Here is a 15953-nt window from a genome sequence, read left to right as displayed (position 1 = left end):
GTGATCGGATCGGCCTTCGGCCAGTACGGCGGCGTGTGGGCCCATGACGACGCGCGGCGTTCACTCGCGGTTGCCGGCGCAGCGGTGCTCGATGACACGAAGCTCTCCATCGGTGGCTCGATCACGCGGTTCGCGGAGATCCATCCCAAGGACGACGCCGAGGTGGCGGGCATGGTGACCGGCGTGCTCTCGGCACTCGCTGGTGCTACTGCAGCTGCGGCGACTGCGACTGCGGCTACTGCGGCTTAGGCCCGACCGGCCAGTGACGCTGGGATCAGCGCCACTGGCTCCCAGCCCAGGCGGCGTCCCGGAGGTAGCTACGTGCCGTGCCGGTATCCCGGGGTTCATCCCGCGGACCGGAAGTGCCGCCATCCTGCAAATCCTCGAACGCGTCCACTGAACAATCAAGGGCTGCGGAGAGACCGGAGTCGGTTCGTATGTTCATGATGCTTCTGCTTTCATCGGCCGGACGAGGAGTACGGAACTACACGCCGCTGCGGGATCCGGCTTTGGCGGGCTCCGGCTGCCATGCCCTCGCATAAAGACCCAGGGCGGCTTCCTCGCGGGGTACGAAACCCAGGCGGTTGACCGTCATGTGGGCGTGATGCACGGTGAGGTGCTGGGCACTTCTGCCCACATGTGCCTTATTCGCCCTGTACAGGTAGCTGTCAAGCGAACGGAACCATCGGCGTCGCCAGTTCCGGACCTCCGACTCGGCCGCCGTCGCGGCCATCCTCGCATGGAAGCCGGTGGTTTTCGCTGCCACCTGCAGCGTCATCGCAGTGCCTACGGCAGCCGCCCGCGGACCGGCGTCGGCGGTGCAGGTCCTGAGATGGGCATCCCAGTAGAGGTCCCAGGTGAGCCTGCGGCGATCGGGTCGGCTCGCAGAATGCGGTCCGCGCATCATGCTGTGCGCCGAGTCGAAAAGGATCAGCGCACCGAGTGCCGAGCGGCTCTGCATCTTGGGGAAACGCTGGCCGGCCCACAGGGAGAGCTCGGAACTCAGCTCGAATACTTCCTCAGCAAGGTCAAGGCCCTCGACACCTCCGTACTTGAGGAGACTGGCTTCGAGGTGTGCGTCAGGGTGACCCAGGCCCGGGAAGAATCCGTCGTCCACGGACCTTGAGTAGTGCTGGTGGACCAGGAGCTGCGGGAAAGCGATGGTGGCTCGTTCCTGAAGTGAACGCTGCAGGGCCCTGAGGTGCTCAAGGACCCGGGGGTGGGCCTGGATATGCAGGTGCACCTGTGCGGTACGCCCTGTGGTGGGATCTTCGGTCCGCGTGAAATACCAGCGTTTCGCTCCAAGCGCCCGGGCCTGCGCCACCAGAGGGGTAACCAGCGCTCCAACGATGCCGTCCGCTACATCGAAGCCACCCGGGAGAAGCGTGAGGTGCCACCATTGAGTGCCTGCAACGGTTCGTGAGGCGGTTCGAACTGCTGTCAGCTGACTCATGGCCCTCTTCTTCAGGGTTAGTGGTTACCCCGCTGGGGCGGGATTGGAGGGGAAGACTCACCGGCATTCCATGCCGGGAGCTCTTCGTTCTTACTTGGGCCAGTCCCAACTGCTCGCCGAGACCGATCCGGAGTACCGCTCCGAGCTGTCGGCAAGGAGGGCAGGGGCACCAGAACCTACCGTGCCAACCAGAATGAGGAGTCCCGCGGCTGCACCGATGAGCTTGTTCATGGCGTTTCCTTTCACGATCCGGTGTCCCAAGGATGTCCGGAGCCGTGCAGCAGTGTCCAGCGGGAACGGTGCCATGTTCAGGACATGGCCTGAACCGGACGCGGGCCCGGAGCGGCCAGGGAAGAGAGCGAAGGCGAAGCCGCCGAGAACCGCGGGATTCCGGGGGCGGGGCGCCATATCCGAGCCTGCGATTGCCAAGTTCCCGTTTATGTCATTAACTGGACATGTCATGTTTTTTAACCGGAAACAATGATCAACCCCAGCTACCCTGCACTGTTACGGCCAGTTCCCGCTGTCCTGCGCAGCTTCGTCAGCGGCTCGACGCCAACAGGAGAACCCCGGATGGACGCCATGTCTTTGGAGCTCTACCGCTACGCTGTCGGCAACCCCGGCTGGAGCCGGTTGGCGGCGTCGGAAGCTCTCGGACTGACCATGCGCGACGTCGACCTCGCACTCCGGGAACTGACGGAGCGGAAGCTCATCAGCGCCCAGGCTTCCGGAGGCGAGGCTTTTGTGGCGGTCTCCCCCGATGTGGCACTTGCCGATCTTGTCGACGCGGACGAGCGCGCCGTACAGAACCTGAAGACCCGGATCAGCGCCCAGCGGCGCGAACTGTCGAGTCTTGTCCCGACCTTCCTCGAGGCCCGCAAGCACATGGTGTCAAGCTCCTCGGTCGAGACACTCGAGGATCCACACCTCATTCACCGCGTCCTCATCGACTATGGGCGGGACGTCACCGACAAGGTGTACATAGCCCAACCCGGCCAGGGGTCGACCGCTGACGTGCATGAGGAAAGCGTGCGCAAGGACCTCGACCTTCTTGAGCGGGGAGTCCGGCGCAGAACCCTCTACGATGTCAGCACACGTGACCACGTTCCTACCCGGAAGGCGGTTGCCGCGATCCAGCAGGGCGGCGGGGAATTCGGCGCCCTCCCCTTCATCCCCCTGCGCATCCTGATCTTCGACGAAAAACTCGCACTGGTAGGCCGGCAGTCGACACGTGAGGATAAAGCGGCGCTCGTCATCCGCGACCATAGCCTGATCAACATCTTCACCCAGCTCTTCGAGGTCGCCTGGGAGCTGAGCGAACCTTTCCTCAGCCCGACGGCGAACCGCTCCCCGCTCACCAGCATGCAGCGCAGCATCCTGCAGGGCCTGGCTGCGGGCCTGTCCGATGAATCGATCGCACGACGGCTTGATATCAGCGTGCGGACCTGCCGCCGCCACATCGCCTGGATGCTTGAAACCCTTTCTGCCGAAAGCCGCTTTCAGGCAGGGGTCAAGGCACGGGACGCAGGTTGGGTCTAGCCCTCCGGACTCTTTTGGCAACAGCTGTTGCCTATCGGTCAACCTCCGCTAGACTCGGCGTGTGACTTTCGACAACACGACCGAGGACCTCCTGCCCGCCGAGACCGAGGCCGCCCTTGAGCGGGCGCTCGATTACGGAGCGCGCCACGACGCGCTTTTCTCCACGCGCGCCGCGAATATCAAGCAGTCGGCGGTTCGTGATGTTTTCGACATTTCCATCCGGCCCGGCCTGGTGTCCCTCGCAGGCGGCAGCCCCTACCTCAAGTCGCTTCCGATGGAGCAACTCGGCCGCACCGCGCAAAGAATCATTGCCGAGCACGGTCTGGAGGCCCTCCAGTACGGCGGCGGCCAGGGCATGGACGAACTGCGCAGCCTCATCTGCGATGTCATGGCGGCCGAAGGCATCCGGGGGGCGGATCCGGCGGACATCGTGGTCACCACCGGCTCGCAGTCGGCGCAGGATGTGGCAGCAAAAGTTTTTTGCAATCCGGGTGATGTCATCCTGTGTGAGGATCCCACCTATGTGGGTGCGCTGAACACCTTCGAGGCCTACGAGGTGGACGTCATTCCCATCCCGATGGACTCCGAGGGCCTCATGCCTGATGAGCTCGAGCGCATCATCCTCGAGCTCAAGGAGCAAGGCCGGTCGGTCAAGCTGCTCTACACGATTCCCAGCTTCAACAACCCGAGCGGCATCACGCTCGCCGCGGATCGCCGTCAGCGCGTCGTCGACCTGTGCCGGGAGCACAACATCCTGGTGCTCGAGGATAACCCGTACGGCATGCTCCGGTTCGACGGCCGGCCCCTCGCTCCCATGCGGGCGGACAATCCCGACGACGTCATCTACCTCGGGTCGTTCTCGAAGATCTTCGCGCCTGGTGTTCGCCTCGGGTGGGCGCTGGTTCCACGGCATTTGTACCGGCGTTTCTATCTGGCCTGCGAAGCAGTGGTGCTGTGCCCTTCGCCCCTGACCCAGATGCTCGTGACGGCATACCTTCGGGACTACGACTGGCTGGGCCACCTCGAGAACATGCGCGGCCTCTACCAGGAGCGCTGTGCCGCGATGCTCGGTGCTCTCGCCGAGCAGTTGCCCGAGAACGTGCACTGGACCAATCCCGACGGCGGATTCTTCGTCTGGGTGACCCTGCCCGAGGGCATCGACACCTACCCCCTGCTGTACCAGGCGATCGACGCCGGCGTCGTCTTCATCCCCGGAGCCGCATTCAGCCCCTCCGATGAGACGTCCAACAAACTGCGCCTCGCCTTCAGCGCCGTATCGCCGGAAGACATCGTCAAGGGTGTGACGCGCCTCGCACCGATTCTGCGCCGGGCCATCGCCGACCTCGAAGCGTAAACGGCACGCGGGGCGCTTCACCGAGGCGCACCCGCCTTCGAGAATTCGCGCAGCAACGGCGGGTGCGCGACGCCGACACCCACCACACGTGCGCAACCATCGCAGGAACGCCGCGCTGCGTCGCTCAGTCGAGGAGCAGTGCCGGTTCCTCGAGGATGGACGCGACGTCGGCCATGAAGCGGGCGCTCAGGTCCCCGTCCACCACCCGGTGATCGAATGAGCCGCCGAGGGTGGTGATCCAGCGCGGAATCACCTCGCCGTCGAGCACCCAGGGCTTCTGCTTGATGGTGCCGAACGCCACGATCGCCACCTCGCCGGGATTGATGATCGGCGTCCCGGTATCGATGCCGAGGGCACCGATGTTGGTGATGGTCAGGGTGCCGCCCTGCATCTGCGCGGGCTGGGTCCGCCCGGCGCGGGCCGTGGTCGCGAGTTCGTTGAGCGCCAGGGCGAGTTCCTTGAGCGAGAGGTCCTGGGCGTCCTTGATGTTGGGCACCATGAGTCCGCGTGGGGTGGCGGCGGCGATGCCGAGGTTCAGAAAGTGTTTCACGAGGATCTCGTCGTCCGTCCACGTGGCGTTGACCGACGGATTCCGGGCTGCAGCCCAGATGACTGCCTTCGCCAGGATGAGGAGCGGGGACACCTTGATCCCCTCGAAGTCACGCGACGCCTTGAGCCGCTTCACGAACTCCATGGTCCTCGATGCGTCGACGTCGACGAAGATGCTGACGTGCGGCGCGGAAAAGGCGCTGTGGACCATGGCCTTCGCGGTGGCCTTCCGGACGCCCTTGACCGGAACACGTTCGATCCTGTCCGCGCCGAACTTCTTCCTGCCGTCCCAGAAGGTGTCGGCGCCATCCTGCTCGGCGTCGCGCTGGGACTGGTAACTGATGAGGTCCTGCTTCGTGACCTCGCCCGAGGTGCCGGTTGCTGGAACATCCGCGAGATTGATGCCGAGGTCGCGGGCGGCCTTGCGGACCGGTGGCTTGGCCAGCGCCCGGTCGATGAGCTGATGGAGCGTGCTGCGCTGCGGAGCTGCTGGGGCTTCCTGGGGCGACGCAGGGGGAGCCGCGGCTCTGCGCGGGCGGCGCCGCGCGGCGTCGGCCTTCGGCCCGGTGCCCACCAACGGCCCCGGAACGGAGTCCACAGACCCGGTAGGGCTCTCCCTATCGCCGGCAGGTCCACCGGACGCCGACGGCGGCGTGGAGAACTCCCCCGGCATCCGAGGCGCCGGTATCGGGGTTACTTCCTCCGCTTCCGCCCGGGAAGCCTGCTCCGGTGCCGGCTCCGGCACCGCCTTTTCGTTCGAAGCGTCCTCCACCGCGAAGATCGGCGTGCCGACCTCGACGGTTTCACCCTCGCCGACCAGCAGCGCCGACACGACCCCCGCGAACGGCGAGGGCAGTTCAACGAGGGATTTCGCCGTCTCGATCTCGACGATGATGTCGTTCACCGCGACGGTATTGCCCGGCTGCACCTTCCACTGCACGATCTCGGCCTCCAGAAGGCCTTCTCCGACGTCGGGGAGGCGAAAGGTGTGGGATGTCATCGTATTCCTTAGTAGGCGAGGGACCGGTCGAGGGCCTCGAGGATGCGGTCGATGTCAGGAAGGTACTGGTCCTCCACTTTCGCGATCGGGTAGGGCATGTGGAACCCCCCGACGCGGATCACAGGCGCTTCGAGCGAGAGGAACGCGCGTTCGGAGATCCGTGCCGCAATCTCTCCGCCGATGCCGGCGAAAGTCGGCGCTTCATGGGCGATCACCAGGCGACCCGTGCGCTTGACCGATTCCGTGATGGTGTCGAAATCGATCGGCGAGATGGAACGCAGATCGATGACTTCGACACTGCGGCCGTCCTCCTCGGCAACCTTGGCCGCCGCAAGTGCGACAGGGACCAGCGGTCCATAGGCGACGATCGTCGCGTCGGTGCCGTGCCTCAGGAGGTGCGCGGTGAACGGGTCACCGGACGGCGCCGTCGTATCGACTTCACCCTTGAGCCAGTACCGCCGCTTCGGTTCGAACACGATTACCGGGTCGACGCAGTCGATTGCCTGCTGGATCATCCAGTAGGCGTCCTGCGGGTTGGACGGCGTGATGATCCGCAGGCCCGCGGTGTGGGCGAACAGGGCCTCAGGCGATTCCGAATGGTGCTCGACGCTTCCGATTCCCCCGCCGTAGGGGATGCGAATGACCACCGGGGCGCTGAGCATGCCGTCACTGCGGGTGTGGAGCTTCGCCAGCTGCGTGGTGATCTGGTTGAAGCCGGGAAACACGAACCCGTCGAACTGGATCTCGCACACCGGCCGGTACCCCCGCAGCGCCATTCCGATCGCCGTGCCGATGATGCCCGACTCCGCGAGCGGCGAATCGATGACGCGGCTCTCGCCGAACTCGCGCTTGAGCCCGTCGGTGACCCGGTAGACGCCGCCGAGTTCCCCGATGTCTTCACCGATGAGCAAGGTCTTGGGATTGCTCGCCAAGGAAGCCCTCAACCCCTCATTGATGGCCTTTGCGATGGTCAGAACGGCCATTACCCGGTCTCCTCGTCCACGGCGAAACCGGCCTGGTAGTCGCGCCAGACCTGCAGTTCCTCCTGCACCAGCGGATGAGGCTCGGCATACACGGTGTTGAACCGCTCCTCCATGCCCGGTGCTTCCATAGCCTGTACATCCCGGCGCAGGTCGGCGGCCATAGCCTTCGACTCGGCCGACAACTGCTCGAAGAATGCGTCGTCGGCCTTGCCGCTGCTGCGTAGGTGCCTCTCGAGACGGGCCAGGGGATCCTTCGGATGCCAGTCGGCGTCGTCGCCCGCCAGGCGGTACTTCGTCGGGTCGTCGGCCGTGGTGTGTGCACTCATCCGGTAGGTGAAGGCTTCGATCAGGACGGGCCCCTTGCCCGATCGCGCATGCTCCAGCGCCCACTGTGTGACGGCTTCCACCGCGACGACGTCGTTGCCATCAACGCGGACGCCGGGGAAACCATAGCCCTCGGCCCTTCTGGCAAGGGGAACGCGGGTCTGAACCGTGGACGGCACCGAGATGGCCCACTGGTTGTTCTGGCAGAAGAACACCACTGGCGCGTTGAAGGACGCCGCGAAAACCATTGCCTCGTGGATGTCTCCTTCGGAGCTGGCGCCGTCACCGAAATAGGCGACCGACACCGCCCGGGGCAGGGCAGGATCGGCGAGCTGGTCCCGCTGGATGCCCATGGCATACCCCACGGCGTGGAGGGCCTGCGCCGCGAGCACGAGGGTGTACAGGTGGAAGTTCCGCTCCCGAGGGTCCCACCCGCCGTTGGTGACGCCGCGGAAGAGACGAAGGATGTCCGAGAGCCCGACGCCGCGGGTCAGCGCCACCCCGTGCTCCCGGTAGGTGGGAAAGGCGTAGTCCTGGGGCTCGAGCGCCCGTCCCGAGCCGATCTGCGCGGCTTCCTGGCCCGTGAGTGGAACCCACAGGGCAAGCTCTCCCTGCCGCTGGAGGGCCGTCGCTTCCTGGTCGAACCGGCGGATCAGGTACATATCCCGATACAGGGCTTTCAGCTGATCCGCATCGGTGGTCCCCGGGAAACCGCGGTATGCGGCGTCATGGGCGAGCACGCCGTCCGCATCGAGGAACTGCACCATGTCGGGCTCACGGGCGGGGTCCGATTCATGCAGGGCGCGCACCATTTCCTCCGACTCGAACTCGGCTGCGGGCAGGCGGCTGCCGCTCATGGCACTCCTTCCAGGACTTCATTCAAGAGAAACTATGCAGCCGATGGAATACTTTGCCCGGGTCATGCACCGGAACACATATCTTCGCAGGCCTACAGCTTCAGCCTAGCCAGTGGCGGGAGTGAGACCTATTTAAGACGCCTCAACAGGACCCCGGGGAATGCGGGTAGCCTGCGCACAGTTCGAGGAACCGGGTATTGGCCTCGGGTTCCCCGATGCTCACCCGAATCCCCTCCGTGCCGAAAGCGCGCACCGACAATCCCTGCTGACCGGCGAGATCCGCGAAGTCCTGCGAGTAGTCCTTCAGCGCCAACCACACGAAGTTCCCCTCGGCCTCGGGGATTCGCCAACCCAGCGCGCGTAGGCCGTCGATTACTCGGGTTCGCTCATCGACGATGCCCTGGACCCGCTCGGCCACTTCGCCGTAGTGCTGGAGGGAGGCGACCGCCGCATGTTCGCCCACCTGGGAAACGGCGAACGGAACCGCGCTGACGCGCAGGGAATCCGTGAGCAGGGGTTGTGCCACCGAATAGCCCACCCGGAGGCCGGCCAGTCCGTGGGCCTTCGAAAAGGTACGCAGCACAATGACATTCTCGTGTTCCCGGTACATCTCGATGCCGTCGACGGCGTCGGGGTGCCGCACGAACTCCTGGTACGCCTCGTCGATGACCACCACCACCGAGGAGGGGACCGCTTGCAGGAACCCCTCCACCTCATTCCTCGAAAGCCCCGGACCCGTCGGGTTGTTCGGTGTGCACAGCAGGATCACCCGGGTTCGCTCGGTCACGGCGGCGGCCATCGCCTTGAGGTCGTGGGTCCCGTCCGCCTGGACCGGGATCTGAATGCCGGTTGCGCCGGCCAGCCCCACGCAGATGGGGTACGCCTCGAAGGAACGCCAGGCGTAGATCACCTCGTCCGGTGCCTCGAAGTCGTTCTGGCCGGCGAAGGCAGCGAGGATCTGGTTCAGTGCGCCCAGACTTCCCGCCCCGGTGACGATATCTGCCGCGGGAACACCAAGAAACGCGGAGAGTTCGGTCCGCAGCGTGGTGGTCATCGGATCGGGGTATCGGTTCACCGCTGTCTGGGCACGGATCGCCTCGAGCACGGCAGGAAGGGGCGGCAAGGCGTTCTCGTTGGATGACAGCTTGAAGCTCTGCATACCCTCGACCACCACGGGAGGCTTGCCTGCTGCGTACCGTGGTAGTTTCCCCAGGGCCCTGCGGGGCTGGAGTCCGGGGGCCGCTGTTCCGGCGAAGCCTGCCTCGTTCTCGATTGACGTCATGAACCTAGCCTAGCGCCGGGGTTCTTCCAGCCTGGCGTGGCAGCATGGCGGCATGTTGAAGTGGATCCTGCGCATCGTATGCAACGCCGTGGCCCTGTGGGCGGCCGTCGCCCTCCTCCCTGGCATGGACGTCCTCCCCGACCCGGCCCTGGGGCGTAGTGTCGCTGAACTTGCCGGCAGCGCCGTCGAACCCTCCGTGGCGCGCTCGCTCAGCGTGGTCCTTGCCTTCGGTTTCGTGGGTCTGGTCTTCAGCCTGGTCAATGCGCTGATCCGGCCGATCGTGAAACTGCTGTCCCTGCCGCTCACGATCCTCACCCTCGGTCTTTTCACGATCGTCATCAACGCGGGGATGCTCCTGCTCACGTCCTGGTTCACCTCGTTCACTCCTGTCCGGTTGTCGGTCGACTCGTTCTTCTGGACCGCGATCCTCGGTTCACTGATCGTGAGCGTGGTGTCCCTCGCCCTCTCGGCCGTTACGCGGTCGGGAGACTAACCCGCCCGACGCCGGGCCTTCCGGTTCCCCTGCTGCGCCTGGGACACCTTGCCGTCGGTGGTTCCCGGCACGCGCACCGCGGTGTACATGTGGCTCGATGCCACTCCTGAGGCACTGGTTGTGGCAAGGAGTGAAGCCGCGGGAACGAGGGAGGGCAGCGCGCTTCCGTCCACGAGCCGCGCTCCCTCGGCGTAGTTGGCGAGCTTGTGCGCGGGCCCGAGGCCCTTGCCTTCCAAGCCGTCAGCCCCCTGCAACAGCTCCGGCACGGGATTGTCAAGGCTCACCGTCACCCGATGGTGCTCGTCAGGATTGGGGGCGGTGTCGACGCGCGGCACTGCGTCCTCGGCATGTTCAAGATGCAGGTACTCGGTCTGCGCGGAGCGCTCCCAACCGGTCGGTGAGCCGACGGTGACGACGAGTTCGACGTCGTACTTCGCCGCCAGCCCGGAGTCCGCCGCCAGGTTCATCGCGTGGAGCCCACCCTGGCTGTAGCCCGCGACCATCAGCCGGTCGCCGGGCCGCGCGCCGGATTCCTCCAGCGCCTGCGCCACGGCGGGCACCACATGGCGGCTGTCCTGCACCACGGCCTCGGCGTTTCCGGCCGTGTCAAAAGGATTGCCCGCGTCCAGCGCGGTGCCCTGGGTACCCGGCAGCACCACGAGGTATACCGGACCGTCGAGCCCTGCCGTCCGGAGCACCTCGAACGTTCCTGGCCCACGTTCCTCCACCGCCTTGATCCTGCTGACGAGGGATTCCACGGTGCCTGAGAACGGCACGGGCGTTCCGGTGACCTGCAGAGGCGCGATCCGTACAGGGCCCGGCGTCAGGATCCCCGAGGCGATGGCACCTGCCCCCACCACCCGCGCAGCCTCCTCAGTTCGCCGTGCAGCCCCGGTGATCACGCTCTGCGTCACGGAGTCGGCCGCAAGGTAGGCCAAACGGCTGGCAGTGATGCGGCGGGCCGTCTCCGAAAGGCTGTCTTCATTCAGCAGCACGGCACGCGCGGCATCCCGGACGGCGCCGCAGGCGGCCCTTCGGGACTCGATCAACCCGGCGCCTGCTCCGCCCTGCCAGGCCAGCGCGCCCGGTATGTCCTGGCCCAGGTCCAGTTCCACGTAGAGGAGGGCCGCGGCCACCTGCCGCGATTCCTCTGCGAGACTCTCAAGCCGGGCCGATGCCTGCTCAAGCTCCTCCCACTGGAAGCTGATGCCTCCCACTCCGCCGCGTGTTGCTAGGTACGGTTCAACGGCGGAGTGGGGACGCAACGTGAAGTCGCGTTGCTCGTCCCGGCTCACTGTCCCATCCCGGCTCCTATGGCTTCGGCTTCCGCCCGGCGCAGTGCGTCTGCATGTGCTTCGGCGAGTTGCGCGGCAGTGGAAAGGAGATTGACGGACGCAGCGATGTCCGCTGTGCGGTCCTCGAGATAAGCGACGAACCGGCTCCCGGCGGGCGATTCCCATCTCAGCCGGCAGAGAGAAAGCGCCTGCTGCCGAATTCCCTCGAACTGTGCAGCCTGCCGGCGCAGCCTGCTTCCGGCGTAATCCGCGGTAGGACTTCCGGCCGCCCACGCCTCGGAGGTGGTGCCGTCGTCGTAGTACCCCTCTGTCACAGCCACACCAGCCTCCCTTGTGCGAACTTGTGCGAAATTCATGAACAGCCCGGGCTATCACGCTATTCGCAGGGACGCGGGGTCACCGTCAGGGGACCGGGCTATGTGGACAGCGCCGCGCAGGGCGGCATGAAAGAATTGCGGGCATGGCTAATTCCGCACTCCTCCGGGTAGAACTCGCTTCCACATTTCCGGGGGAGGCACCCTCGCTCTCACTGGGTCCCCTCGACGGCCGGTATCGGGAGGCGATCGCGCCCCTCGTCGACTATCTGTCCGAGGCGGCCCTGAACCGGGATCGGGTCCATGTGGAGGTCGAATGGCTGATCCACCTCACTCGTCACGCCGTGCTGCCGGGAGCGGGACCGCTCGAGCCGGCGCAGGAGGAATTGCTCAGGGACATCGTGCTTTCCTTCGACACGGCGTCCGTCATCGAACTCGGCGAGATCGAAAAGGTGACAGTGCACGACGTCAAGGCCGTCGAGTATTTCATCGGTCGGCGGCTCGCCGGCATCGGGATCGAGCACCTCAAGCCGCTCGTGCACTTCGGCTGCACTTCCGAGGACATCAACAATCTCTCCTACGCCCTTGGCGTCAAGGGTGCGGTGGAACGCGTCTGGCTGCCGGCGGCGAAGGACCTCGTGGCGCGCATCGGAGAGCTTGCGCGGAGTTCGAGCGCCACGGCGATGCTTTCGAGGACGCACGGCCAGCCGGCAACTCCCACAACGCTGGGCAAGGAGATGGCGGTGGTAGCGCATCGTTTGTCACGTCAGCTGACGCGGATCGAGCAGACGGACTACCTGGGCAAGATCAACGGAGCCACCGGAACCTACGCCGCACACTATGCCTCGGTACCTGCGGCGGACTGGCAACAGGTTGCACGCTCCTTCGTCGAAGGGCTGGGGCTCACCTGGAACCCGCTCACCACGCAGATCGAGTCCCACGACTGGCAGGCCGAGCTGTACGCAGACCTCGCGCGGTTCAACCGCATCCTCCATAACTTCTGCACCGATGTGTGGAGCTACATCTCCATCGGGTACTTCGTCCAGGTTCCCGTAGCCGGGGCCACGGGTTCCTCCACCATGCCGCACAAGGTGAACCCCATCCGGTTCGAGAACGCCGAGGCGAACCTCGAGATGTCGTCGTCGCTGCTGGATGTGCTGGGTTCGACGCTCGTCACCTCACGGTGGCAGCGGGACCTGACCGACTCCTCGAGCCAGCGCAACATCGGCGTGGCGTTCGGACATTCGCTGCTCGCGATCTCCAACGTGGTGAAGGGCCTGGGACGCCTTGATGTCGCCCCGGACGCACTCGCTGCCGATCTCGACGCCAACTGGGAGGTGCTGGGCGAAGCTGTCCAGATGGTCATGCGTGCCGAGGCCATCGCCGGTGTCCCGGGTCTGGCCGACCCGTACGAGCGGCTCAAGGAGCTCACCCGGGGACAGCGGGTCGATGCGGCCCGCATGCGCGACTTCGTCAGCGGGCTGGGACTCAGCAGCGAGGCGGAGCAGCGCCTCCTGGACCTGACGCCGTCGAGCTACACTGGCATCGCCGAACAGCTCGTGGATCATCTGGGCTAGGTTCCGGCAACGTCCGGCGCTCGGTCACGGAGCCAGCGGCACCACCACTTTCGCTCCGCCGTCCCAGCGGCGCGCGGCCACGGCGCTCAGGGGCGGCAGTTCGCGACGGGCGACGGCGGCGACAGCCTGGCCCAGCTGTTCGGCGCTCAACCCCCGGGCAAGGGTGATATGAGGCGTCCATCGTCCGGGAGCGGTATTGGGCGCGGGGTCAGCGGCGGCATGGACCGACCAGATGCGCTGGTGAAGCCGAATCATTTCCGGGGAGGGGACCACCTGACGTGCGAGGACATACTTGTGCTTCGTCGGAAAGACGAGCAGCCCGGCCGTGGCCAGCGCATACGGTAAACCCTGAACAGCGGAGGCAAGGCCGGCGTCGTGCCCGGCATCGATCCTCGCCGCCGCCAGCAGGGTGAGGTGGGGGCTGTTGCTCGAGGAGGCGTGCCGGGACTGGTTGGGAAGGTCCAGGTCCTCGAGCGCCCGCCAGTCCTCGAGCACGGCGTGCTCACCGGAAGGATCGAGCAGCAACTCAACGCTGTCAGTCACGTTCGGCCGGTTCCCTCGTATCAGCGGGGCGGACGCCGGAAGTCCCCGATGCCGGCGGAACCGTCCTGCTCGGTGACCCCGGTGCGTGGATTCCGCTGTGGACGCTGGTAGGCGAGTTCTCCGCCGCTCCTGCCTCCGAAGGGCCTGCCGTGATCCGCGTATTCCTCACGGAAGAAGGCGAGGCACCAGGGGCCGAGTTGCACCCTCGCCCCCGTTCGGAGAACGGAGTTGCCGGTCGCATTCACGCTTCCGCTGACGGGGCCATGGGGGACCAGCACGTATTCGTCGTCGTCGGTGTGGACCACCTCCGCGTGGAGGTCCTGCAGCCCCTCCAGTTGCAGCGAACTCGTCTCCGCGCTACCGATGGTGGCGCGGTCGTCCGGCAACGCGAACTCCCGCGGAACCTGCCCTTCCCACGTCGCTGAGTCCTGGACGAAGATCAGCCGCGGCCGGCCGCTCCCCCGCGCGTAGTGGGTGGTGGTGATGGTGCGTCGAATCCGGCGGTTGACCGTGGGAACCAGGGGAAACGGCGTCGACGGCGGCATTCCCACTTTCGCTTCGCCCCTCTCCAGCGCACGACGGCCGAGGTGGAGCAGGGGCGCGAGCGTCGACGGCGACCCGAGCCGGATGTAGGGCGAGCGGGTCAGGAACCGCTGCGCCAGGGTACTTCTCACGGCGCCAAGGCTCACGAGGTGCCCCTTGGGCCCGGAAACGGACACCGCGAGCCCCTGACCGGCCAGTGCTTTCGCCAGGGAACGGACGGCCGCCAGGCTTGGAACACTGTCGCCGCTGAATGCACCCGGACGGTCGACAAAGATGTCGACCGTTGTTCCGGCCGCCGTGACTGTTCCACGCAGCTGCTCTGCCGGGTCCTTGCCGTCGGGAGGCTCGACCAGTGAGAACGCGAGGTCTATCTCAAGGTGGATGGGGGATTCCATGTCGACGCAGCGTCAGCTTCGGAGGGTGTCGGAACCGCGGGCGTCGTTGTCGCTCGTGGTGATGCGCAGCGTCCCGTTGAACTTCCAGGTGGCCCGCGGGGCGTCGGGGCCGATGTCGCGCGGCACCTCGACCGTCATGTCCACGAAGTTGTAGTCGATCGCGGCGCCCTTACCCGTGAGGTAGGACCACATCTCCTCGGCGAGATCGGCCCAGTCCCGGATGGTGTGGTCCTGGCCCGGGGCAGCGGAGTTGGAGGTGTTCTCAGTCATGTTGATTCCTTTATCGGGTGATCGAACGATGACAGACGTCCTCTAACGCCGCCTGACGTGGGTAGGAGCAACGATAGCCGAGCCCATGCGCGAAAAACACCCTGATCCCGTAGACCCGGCCGCTTACCACTTCGTGTGGACGGCACCCCGGAAGTGGCGGTCGTAGATGCCGGCGACGGCGGTATCCAGCTCTGTGCCGAGCTCAAGGTGTTCCGCGGCTGCCGCGTTCGCCCGGGCCTGTTCGGTGTTGCGGGCGCCCGGGATGACGGTGCTGACGCCGTCCTGCGCCGCGATCCACGCGAGCGCAGCCTGGGCGGTGGTCACGCCGTCGGGCACGAGGGCGGAAAACTCCTGCGCCGCGGCCAGGCCGGTCTCGAAGTGGACGCCGGCGAAGGTTTCTCCGACGTCGAAGGCCGCGCCGTCCCGGTTGAAGTTCCGGTGGTCGTTCTCGGCGAAGACCGTGTCCTTCGTGTACTTGCCGGAGAGGAGACCGGACGCCAGCGGCACGCGGGCGATGATGCCGACGCCGGCCGCCTTCGCCGCCGGCAGGACCTCGTCGAGCGGCTTGAGGCGGAACGCGTTGAGGATGATCTGAACGCTTGCCGTGTTGCCACGTGCGATGGCCGCGAGGGCTTCGTCGGTCCGCTCGACGCTCACGCCGTAGTTCTTCACCACACCCTCGCTGACGAGGGTATCGAGCGCGTCGTAGACCTCATCGGTGCTGTAGACGGGGGTGGGCGGGCAGTGCAGCTGGACGAGGTCGAGCGTGTCGACGCCGAGGTTGGTGCGGGAGCGGTCGGCCCACTGCCGGAAGCTGGACAGGCTGTAATTTTCCGGCACCTGGTCCACTCGTCGGCCCATCTTCGTGGCCACCATGACGTCGTGCCCGGGATTGGCCTTGAGGAAGGATCCGATGGTTGTCTCGCTACGGCCGTCGCCGTAGACGTCGGCCGTGTCGAAGAAGGTGACGCCGGCGTCGGCGGCTGCCTCCAGCACCGCGAGCGCGTCCTTGTCCTCCACCTCGCCCCAATCGGCGCCCAATTGCCAGGTGCCGAGTCCGATGACGGAGACGGATCGGCCGGTCTTGCCCAGGTGTCGTTGTTCCATCTTTCGACTATAGGCGGACACCCCCTCCCCCGCTGATTAAGCACCTATGGCGGCTTCGCCGCGAAAATAGCAGCC

The 15953-nt window shown here is 66.0% G+C and carries 17 protein-coding genes and 1 pseudogene; 5 read left to right on the top strand and 13 right to left on the bottom strand.

Going from position 1 to position 15953, the window contains the following annotated elements; translation table 11 throughout:
• Positions 1–249, top strand: a pseudogene (locus Y705_RS18970) (FMN reductase); the annotation flags it as partial.
• A gap of 25 nt (positions 250–274) precedes the next feature.
• On the opposite strand, the gene Y705_RS21860 reads toward Y705_RS18970, so the two are convergent.
• The 3 genes from Y705_RS21860 to Y705_RS21855 form a co-directional block, all read right to left on the bottom strand.
• The gene (locus tag Y705_RS21860; RefSeq protein WP_155850017.1) at positions 275–445 is read right to left on the bottom strand and encodes a hypothetical protein; all 171 of its coding nucleotides are present in this window, start codon (positions 443–445) and stop codon (positions 275–277) included.
• Between the two features lie 39 nt (positions 446–484).
• Positions 485–1453 (bottom strand): lantibiotic dehydratase C-terminal domain-containing protein, encoded by a 969-nt coding sequence (locus tag Y705_RS0110000; RefSeq protein ID WP_026532751.1) that lies wholly within the window; start codon positions 1451–1453, stop codon positions 485–487.
• 90 nt (positions 1454–1543) lie between these two features.
• Positions 1544–1684, bottom strand: a complete 141-nt coding sequence (locus Y705_RS21855) for a hypothetical protein (RefSeq protein ID WP_155850016.1) — start codon at positions 1682–1684, stop codon at positions 1544–1546.
• 249 nt (positions 1685–1933) lie between these two features.
• Here Y705_RS21855 and Y705_RS0109990 point away from each other — a divergent pair, with 249 nt between their 5' ends.
• Positions 1934–2992 (top strand): helix-turn-helix domain-containing protein, encoded by a 1059-nt coding sequence (locus Y705_RS0109990; RefSeq protein WP_253908572.1) that lies wholly within the window; start codon positions 1934–1936, stop codon positions 2990–2992.
• A gap of 61 nt (positions 2993–3053) precedes the next feature.
• Positions 3054–4346 (top strand): aminotransferase-like domain-containing protein, encoded by a 1293-nt coding sequence (locus Y705_RS0109985; RefSeq protein ID WP_026532748.1) that lies wholly within the window; start codon positions 3054–3056, stop codon positions 4344–4346.
• 124 nt (positions 4347–4470) lie between these two features.
• Here Y705_RS0109985 and Y705_RS0109980 read toward each other — a convergent pair whose 3' ends face one another.
• The 4 genes from Y705_RS0109980 to Y705_RS0109965 form a co-directional block, all read right to left on the bottom strand.
• Positions 4471–5895 (bottom strand): dihydrolipoamide acetyltransferase family protein, encoded by a 1425-nt coding sequence (locus tag Y705_RS0109980; RefSeq protein ID WP_026532747.1) that lies wholly within the window; start codon positions 5893–5895, stop codon positions 4471–4473.
• An 8-nt stretch (positions 5896–5903) separates the two neighbouring features.
• Positions 5904–6878 (bottom strand): alpha-ketoacid dehydrogenase subunit beta, encoded by a 975-nt coding sequence (locus Y705_RS0109975; protein WP_026532746.1) that lies wholly within the window; start codon positions 6876–6878, stop codon positions 5904–5906.
• Positions 6878–8059: a pyruvate dehydrogenase (acetyl-transferring) E1 component subunit alpha gene (pdhA, locus tag Y705_RS0109970; protein ID WP_026532745.1), complete on the bottom strand. Its 1182-nt coding sequence runs from the start codon at positions 8057–8059 to the stop codon at positions 6878–6880. Before pdhA ends, Y705_RS0109975 begins: the two co-directional genes overlap by 1 nt.
• Positions 8060–8201: 142 nt before the next feature.
• On the bottom strand, positions 8202–9341 hold the full coding sequence (locus Y705_RS0109965) for a histidinol-phosphate transaminase (protein ID WP_026532744.1): 1140 nt from the start codon (positions 9339–9341) through the stop codon (positions 8202–8204).
• A gap of 52 nt (positions 9342–9393) precedes the next feature.
• Here Y705_RS0109965 and Y705_RS0109960 point away from each other — a divergent pair, with 52 nt between their 5' ends.
• On the top strand, positions 9394–9834 hold the full coding sequence (locus Y705_RS0109960) for a phage holin family protein (protein WP_026532743.1): 441 nt from the start codon (positions 9394–9396) through the stop codon (positions 9832–9834).
• Here the strand turns inward: Y705_RS0109960 and Y705_RS0109955 are convergent.
• Positions 9831–11051, bottom strand: coding sequence for a hypothetical protein (locus Y705_RS0109955; RefSeq protein ID WP_216698778.1), 1221 nt, complete (start codon positions 11049–11051; stop codon positions 9831–9833). The two genes, Y705_RS0109960 and Y705_RS0109955, sit on opposite strands and share 4 nt — an antisense overlap.
• A gap of 74 nt (positions 11052–11125) precedes the next feature.
• Positions 11126–11449, bottom strand: coding sequence for a hypothetical protein (locus tag Y705_RS0109950; RefSeq protein ID WP_026532741.1), 324 nt, complete (start codon positions 11447–11449; stop codon positions 11126–11128).
• A gap of 140 nt (positions 11450–11589) precedes the next feature.
• Between Y705_RS0109950 and purB the strand changes: the two genes are divergently transcribed.
• Positions 11590–13020 carry an adenylosuccinate lyase gene (gene purB / locus Y705_RS0109945; RefSeq protein ID WP_026532740.1) on the top strand — a complete coding sequence of 477 codons (1431 nt, stop codon included), beginning with the start codon at positions 11590–11592 and terminating at the stop codon, positions 13018–13020.
• 24 nt (positions 13021–13044) lie between these two features.
• Here the strand turns inward: purB and Y705_RS0109940 are convergent, their stop codons facing one another.
• The 4 genes from Y705_RS0109940 to Y705_RS0109925 form a co-directional block, all read right to left on the bottom strand.
• Positions 13045–13563 carry a 2'-5' RNA ligase family protein gene (locus Y705_RS0109940; RefSeq protein WP_049822571.1) on the bottom strand — a complete coding sequence of 173 codons (519 nt, stop codon included), beginning with the start codon at positions 13561–13563 and terminating at the stop codon, positions 13045–13047.
• 20 nt (positions 13564–13583) lie between these two features.
• Positions 13584–14501 carry an FHA domain-containing protein gene (locus Y705_RS0109935; protein ID WP_026532738.1) on the bottom strand — a complete coding sequence of 306 codons (918 nt, stop codon included), beginning with the start codon at positions 14499–14501 and terminating at the stop codon, positions 13584–13586.
• A gap of 12 nt (positions 14502–14513) precedes the next feature.
• Entirely contained in the window at positions 14514–14771 is a 258-nt protein-coding gene (locus Y705_RS0109930) for a hypothetical protein (protein ID WP_026532737.1), read from the bottom strand.
• Between the two features lie 123 nt (positions 14772–14894).
• Positions 14895–15878 carry an aldo/keto reductase gene (locus tag Y705_RS0109925; RefSeq protein ID WP_026532736.1) on the bottom strand — a complete coding sequence of 328 codons (984 nt, stop codon included), beginning with the start codon at positions 15876–15878 and terminating at the stop codon, positions 14895–14897.
• Positions 15879–15953 lie beyond the last annotated feature (75 nt).

The organism is Arthrobacter sp. H41 (assembly GCF_000520535.1).
GTDB lineage: Bacteria > Actinomycetota > Actinomycetes > Actinomycetales > Micrococcaceae > Arthrobacter_D.
This window is presented reverse-complemented; position numbering and strand designations above follow the sequence as displayed.

What these genes read in the sequence shown, in the direction of transcription:
- Y705_RS0109925 (WP_026532736.1), bottom strand. Translation starts at nt 15,878, where the DNA reads ATGGAACAACGACACCTGGGCAAGACCGGCCGATCCGTCTCCGTCATC.
- Y705_RS0109965 (WP_026532744.1), bottom strand. Translation starts at nt 9,341, where the DNA reads ATGACGTCAATCGAGAACGAGGCAGGCTTCGCCGGAACAGCGGCCCCC.
- Y705_RS0109935 (WP_026532738.1), bottom strand. Translation starts at nt 14,501, where the DNA reads ATGGAATCCCCCATCCACCTTGAGATAGACCTCGCGTTCTCACTGGTC.
- Y705_RS21860 (WP_155850017.1), bottom strand. Translation starts at nt 445, where the DNA reads ATGAACATACGAACCGACTCCGGTCTCTCCGCAGCCCTTGATTGTTCA.
- Y705_RS0110000 (WP_026532751.1), bottom strand. Translation starts at nt 1,453, where the DNA reads ATGAGTCAGCTGACAGCAGTTCGAACCGCCTCACGAACCGTTGCAGGC.
- Y705_RS0109930 (WP_026532737.1), bottom strand. Translation starts at nt 14,771, where the DNA reads ATGACTGAGAACACCTCCAACTCCGCTGCCCCGGGCCAGGACCACACC.
- purB (WP_026532740.1), top strand. Translation starts at nt 11,590, where the DNA reads ATGGCTAATTCCGCACTCCTCCGGGTAGAACTCGCTTCCACATTTCCG.
- Y705_RS21855 (WP_155850016.1), bottom strand. Translation starts at nt 1,684, where the DNA reads ATGAACAAGCTCATCGGTGCAGCCGCGGGACTCCTCATTCTGGTTGGC.
- Y705_RS0109960 (WP_026532743.1), top strand. Translation starts at nt 9,394, where the DNA reads ATGTTGAAGTGGATCCTGCGCATCGTATGCAACGCCGTGGCCCTGTGG.
- Y705_RS0109980 (WP_026532747.1), bottom strand. Translation starts at nt 5,895, where the DNA reads ATGACATCCCACACCTTTCGCCTCCCCGACGTCGGAGAAGGCCTTCTG.
- Y705_RS0109975 (WP_026532746.1), bottom strand. Translation starts at nt 6,878, where the DNA reads ATGGCCGTTCTGACCATCGCAAAGGCCATCAATGAGGGGTTGAGGGCT.
- pdhA (WP_026532745.1), bottom strand. Translation starts at nt 8,059, where the DNA reads ATGAGCGGCAGCCGCCTGCCCGCAGCCGAGTTCGAGTCGGAGGAAATG.
- Y705_RS0109990 (WP_253908572.1), top strand. Translation starts at nt 1,934, where the DNA reads ATGATCAACCCCAGCTACCCTGCACTGTTACGGCCAGTTCCCGCTGTC.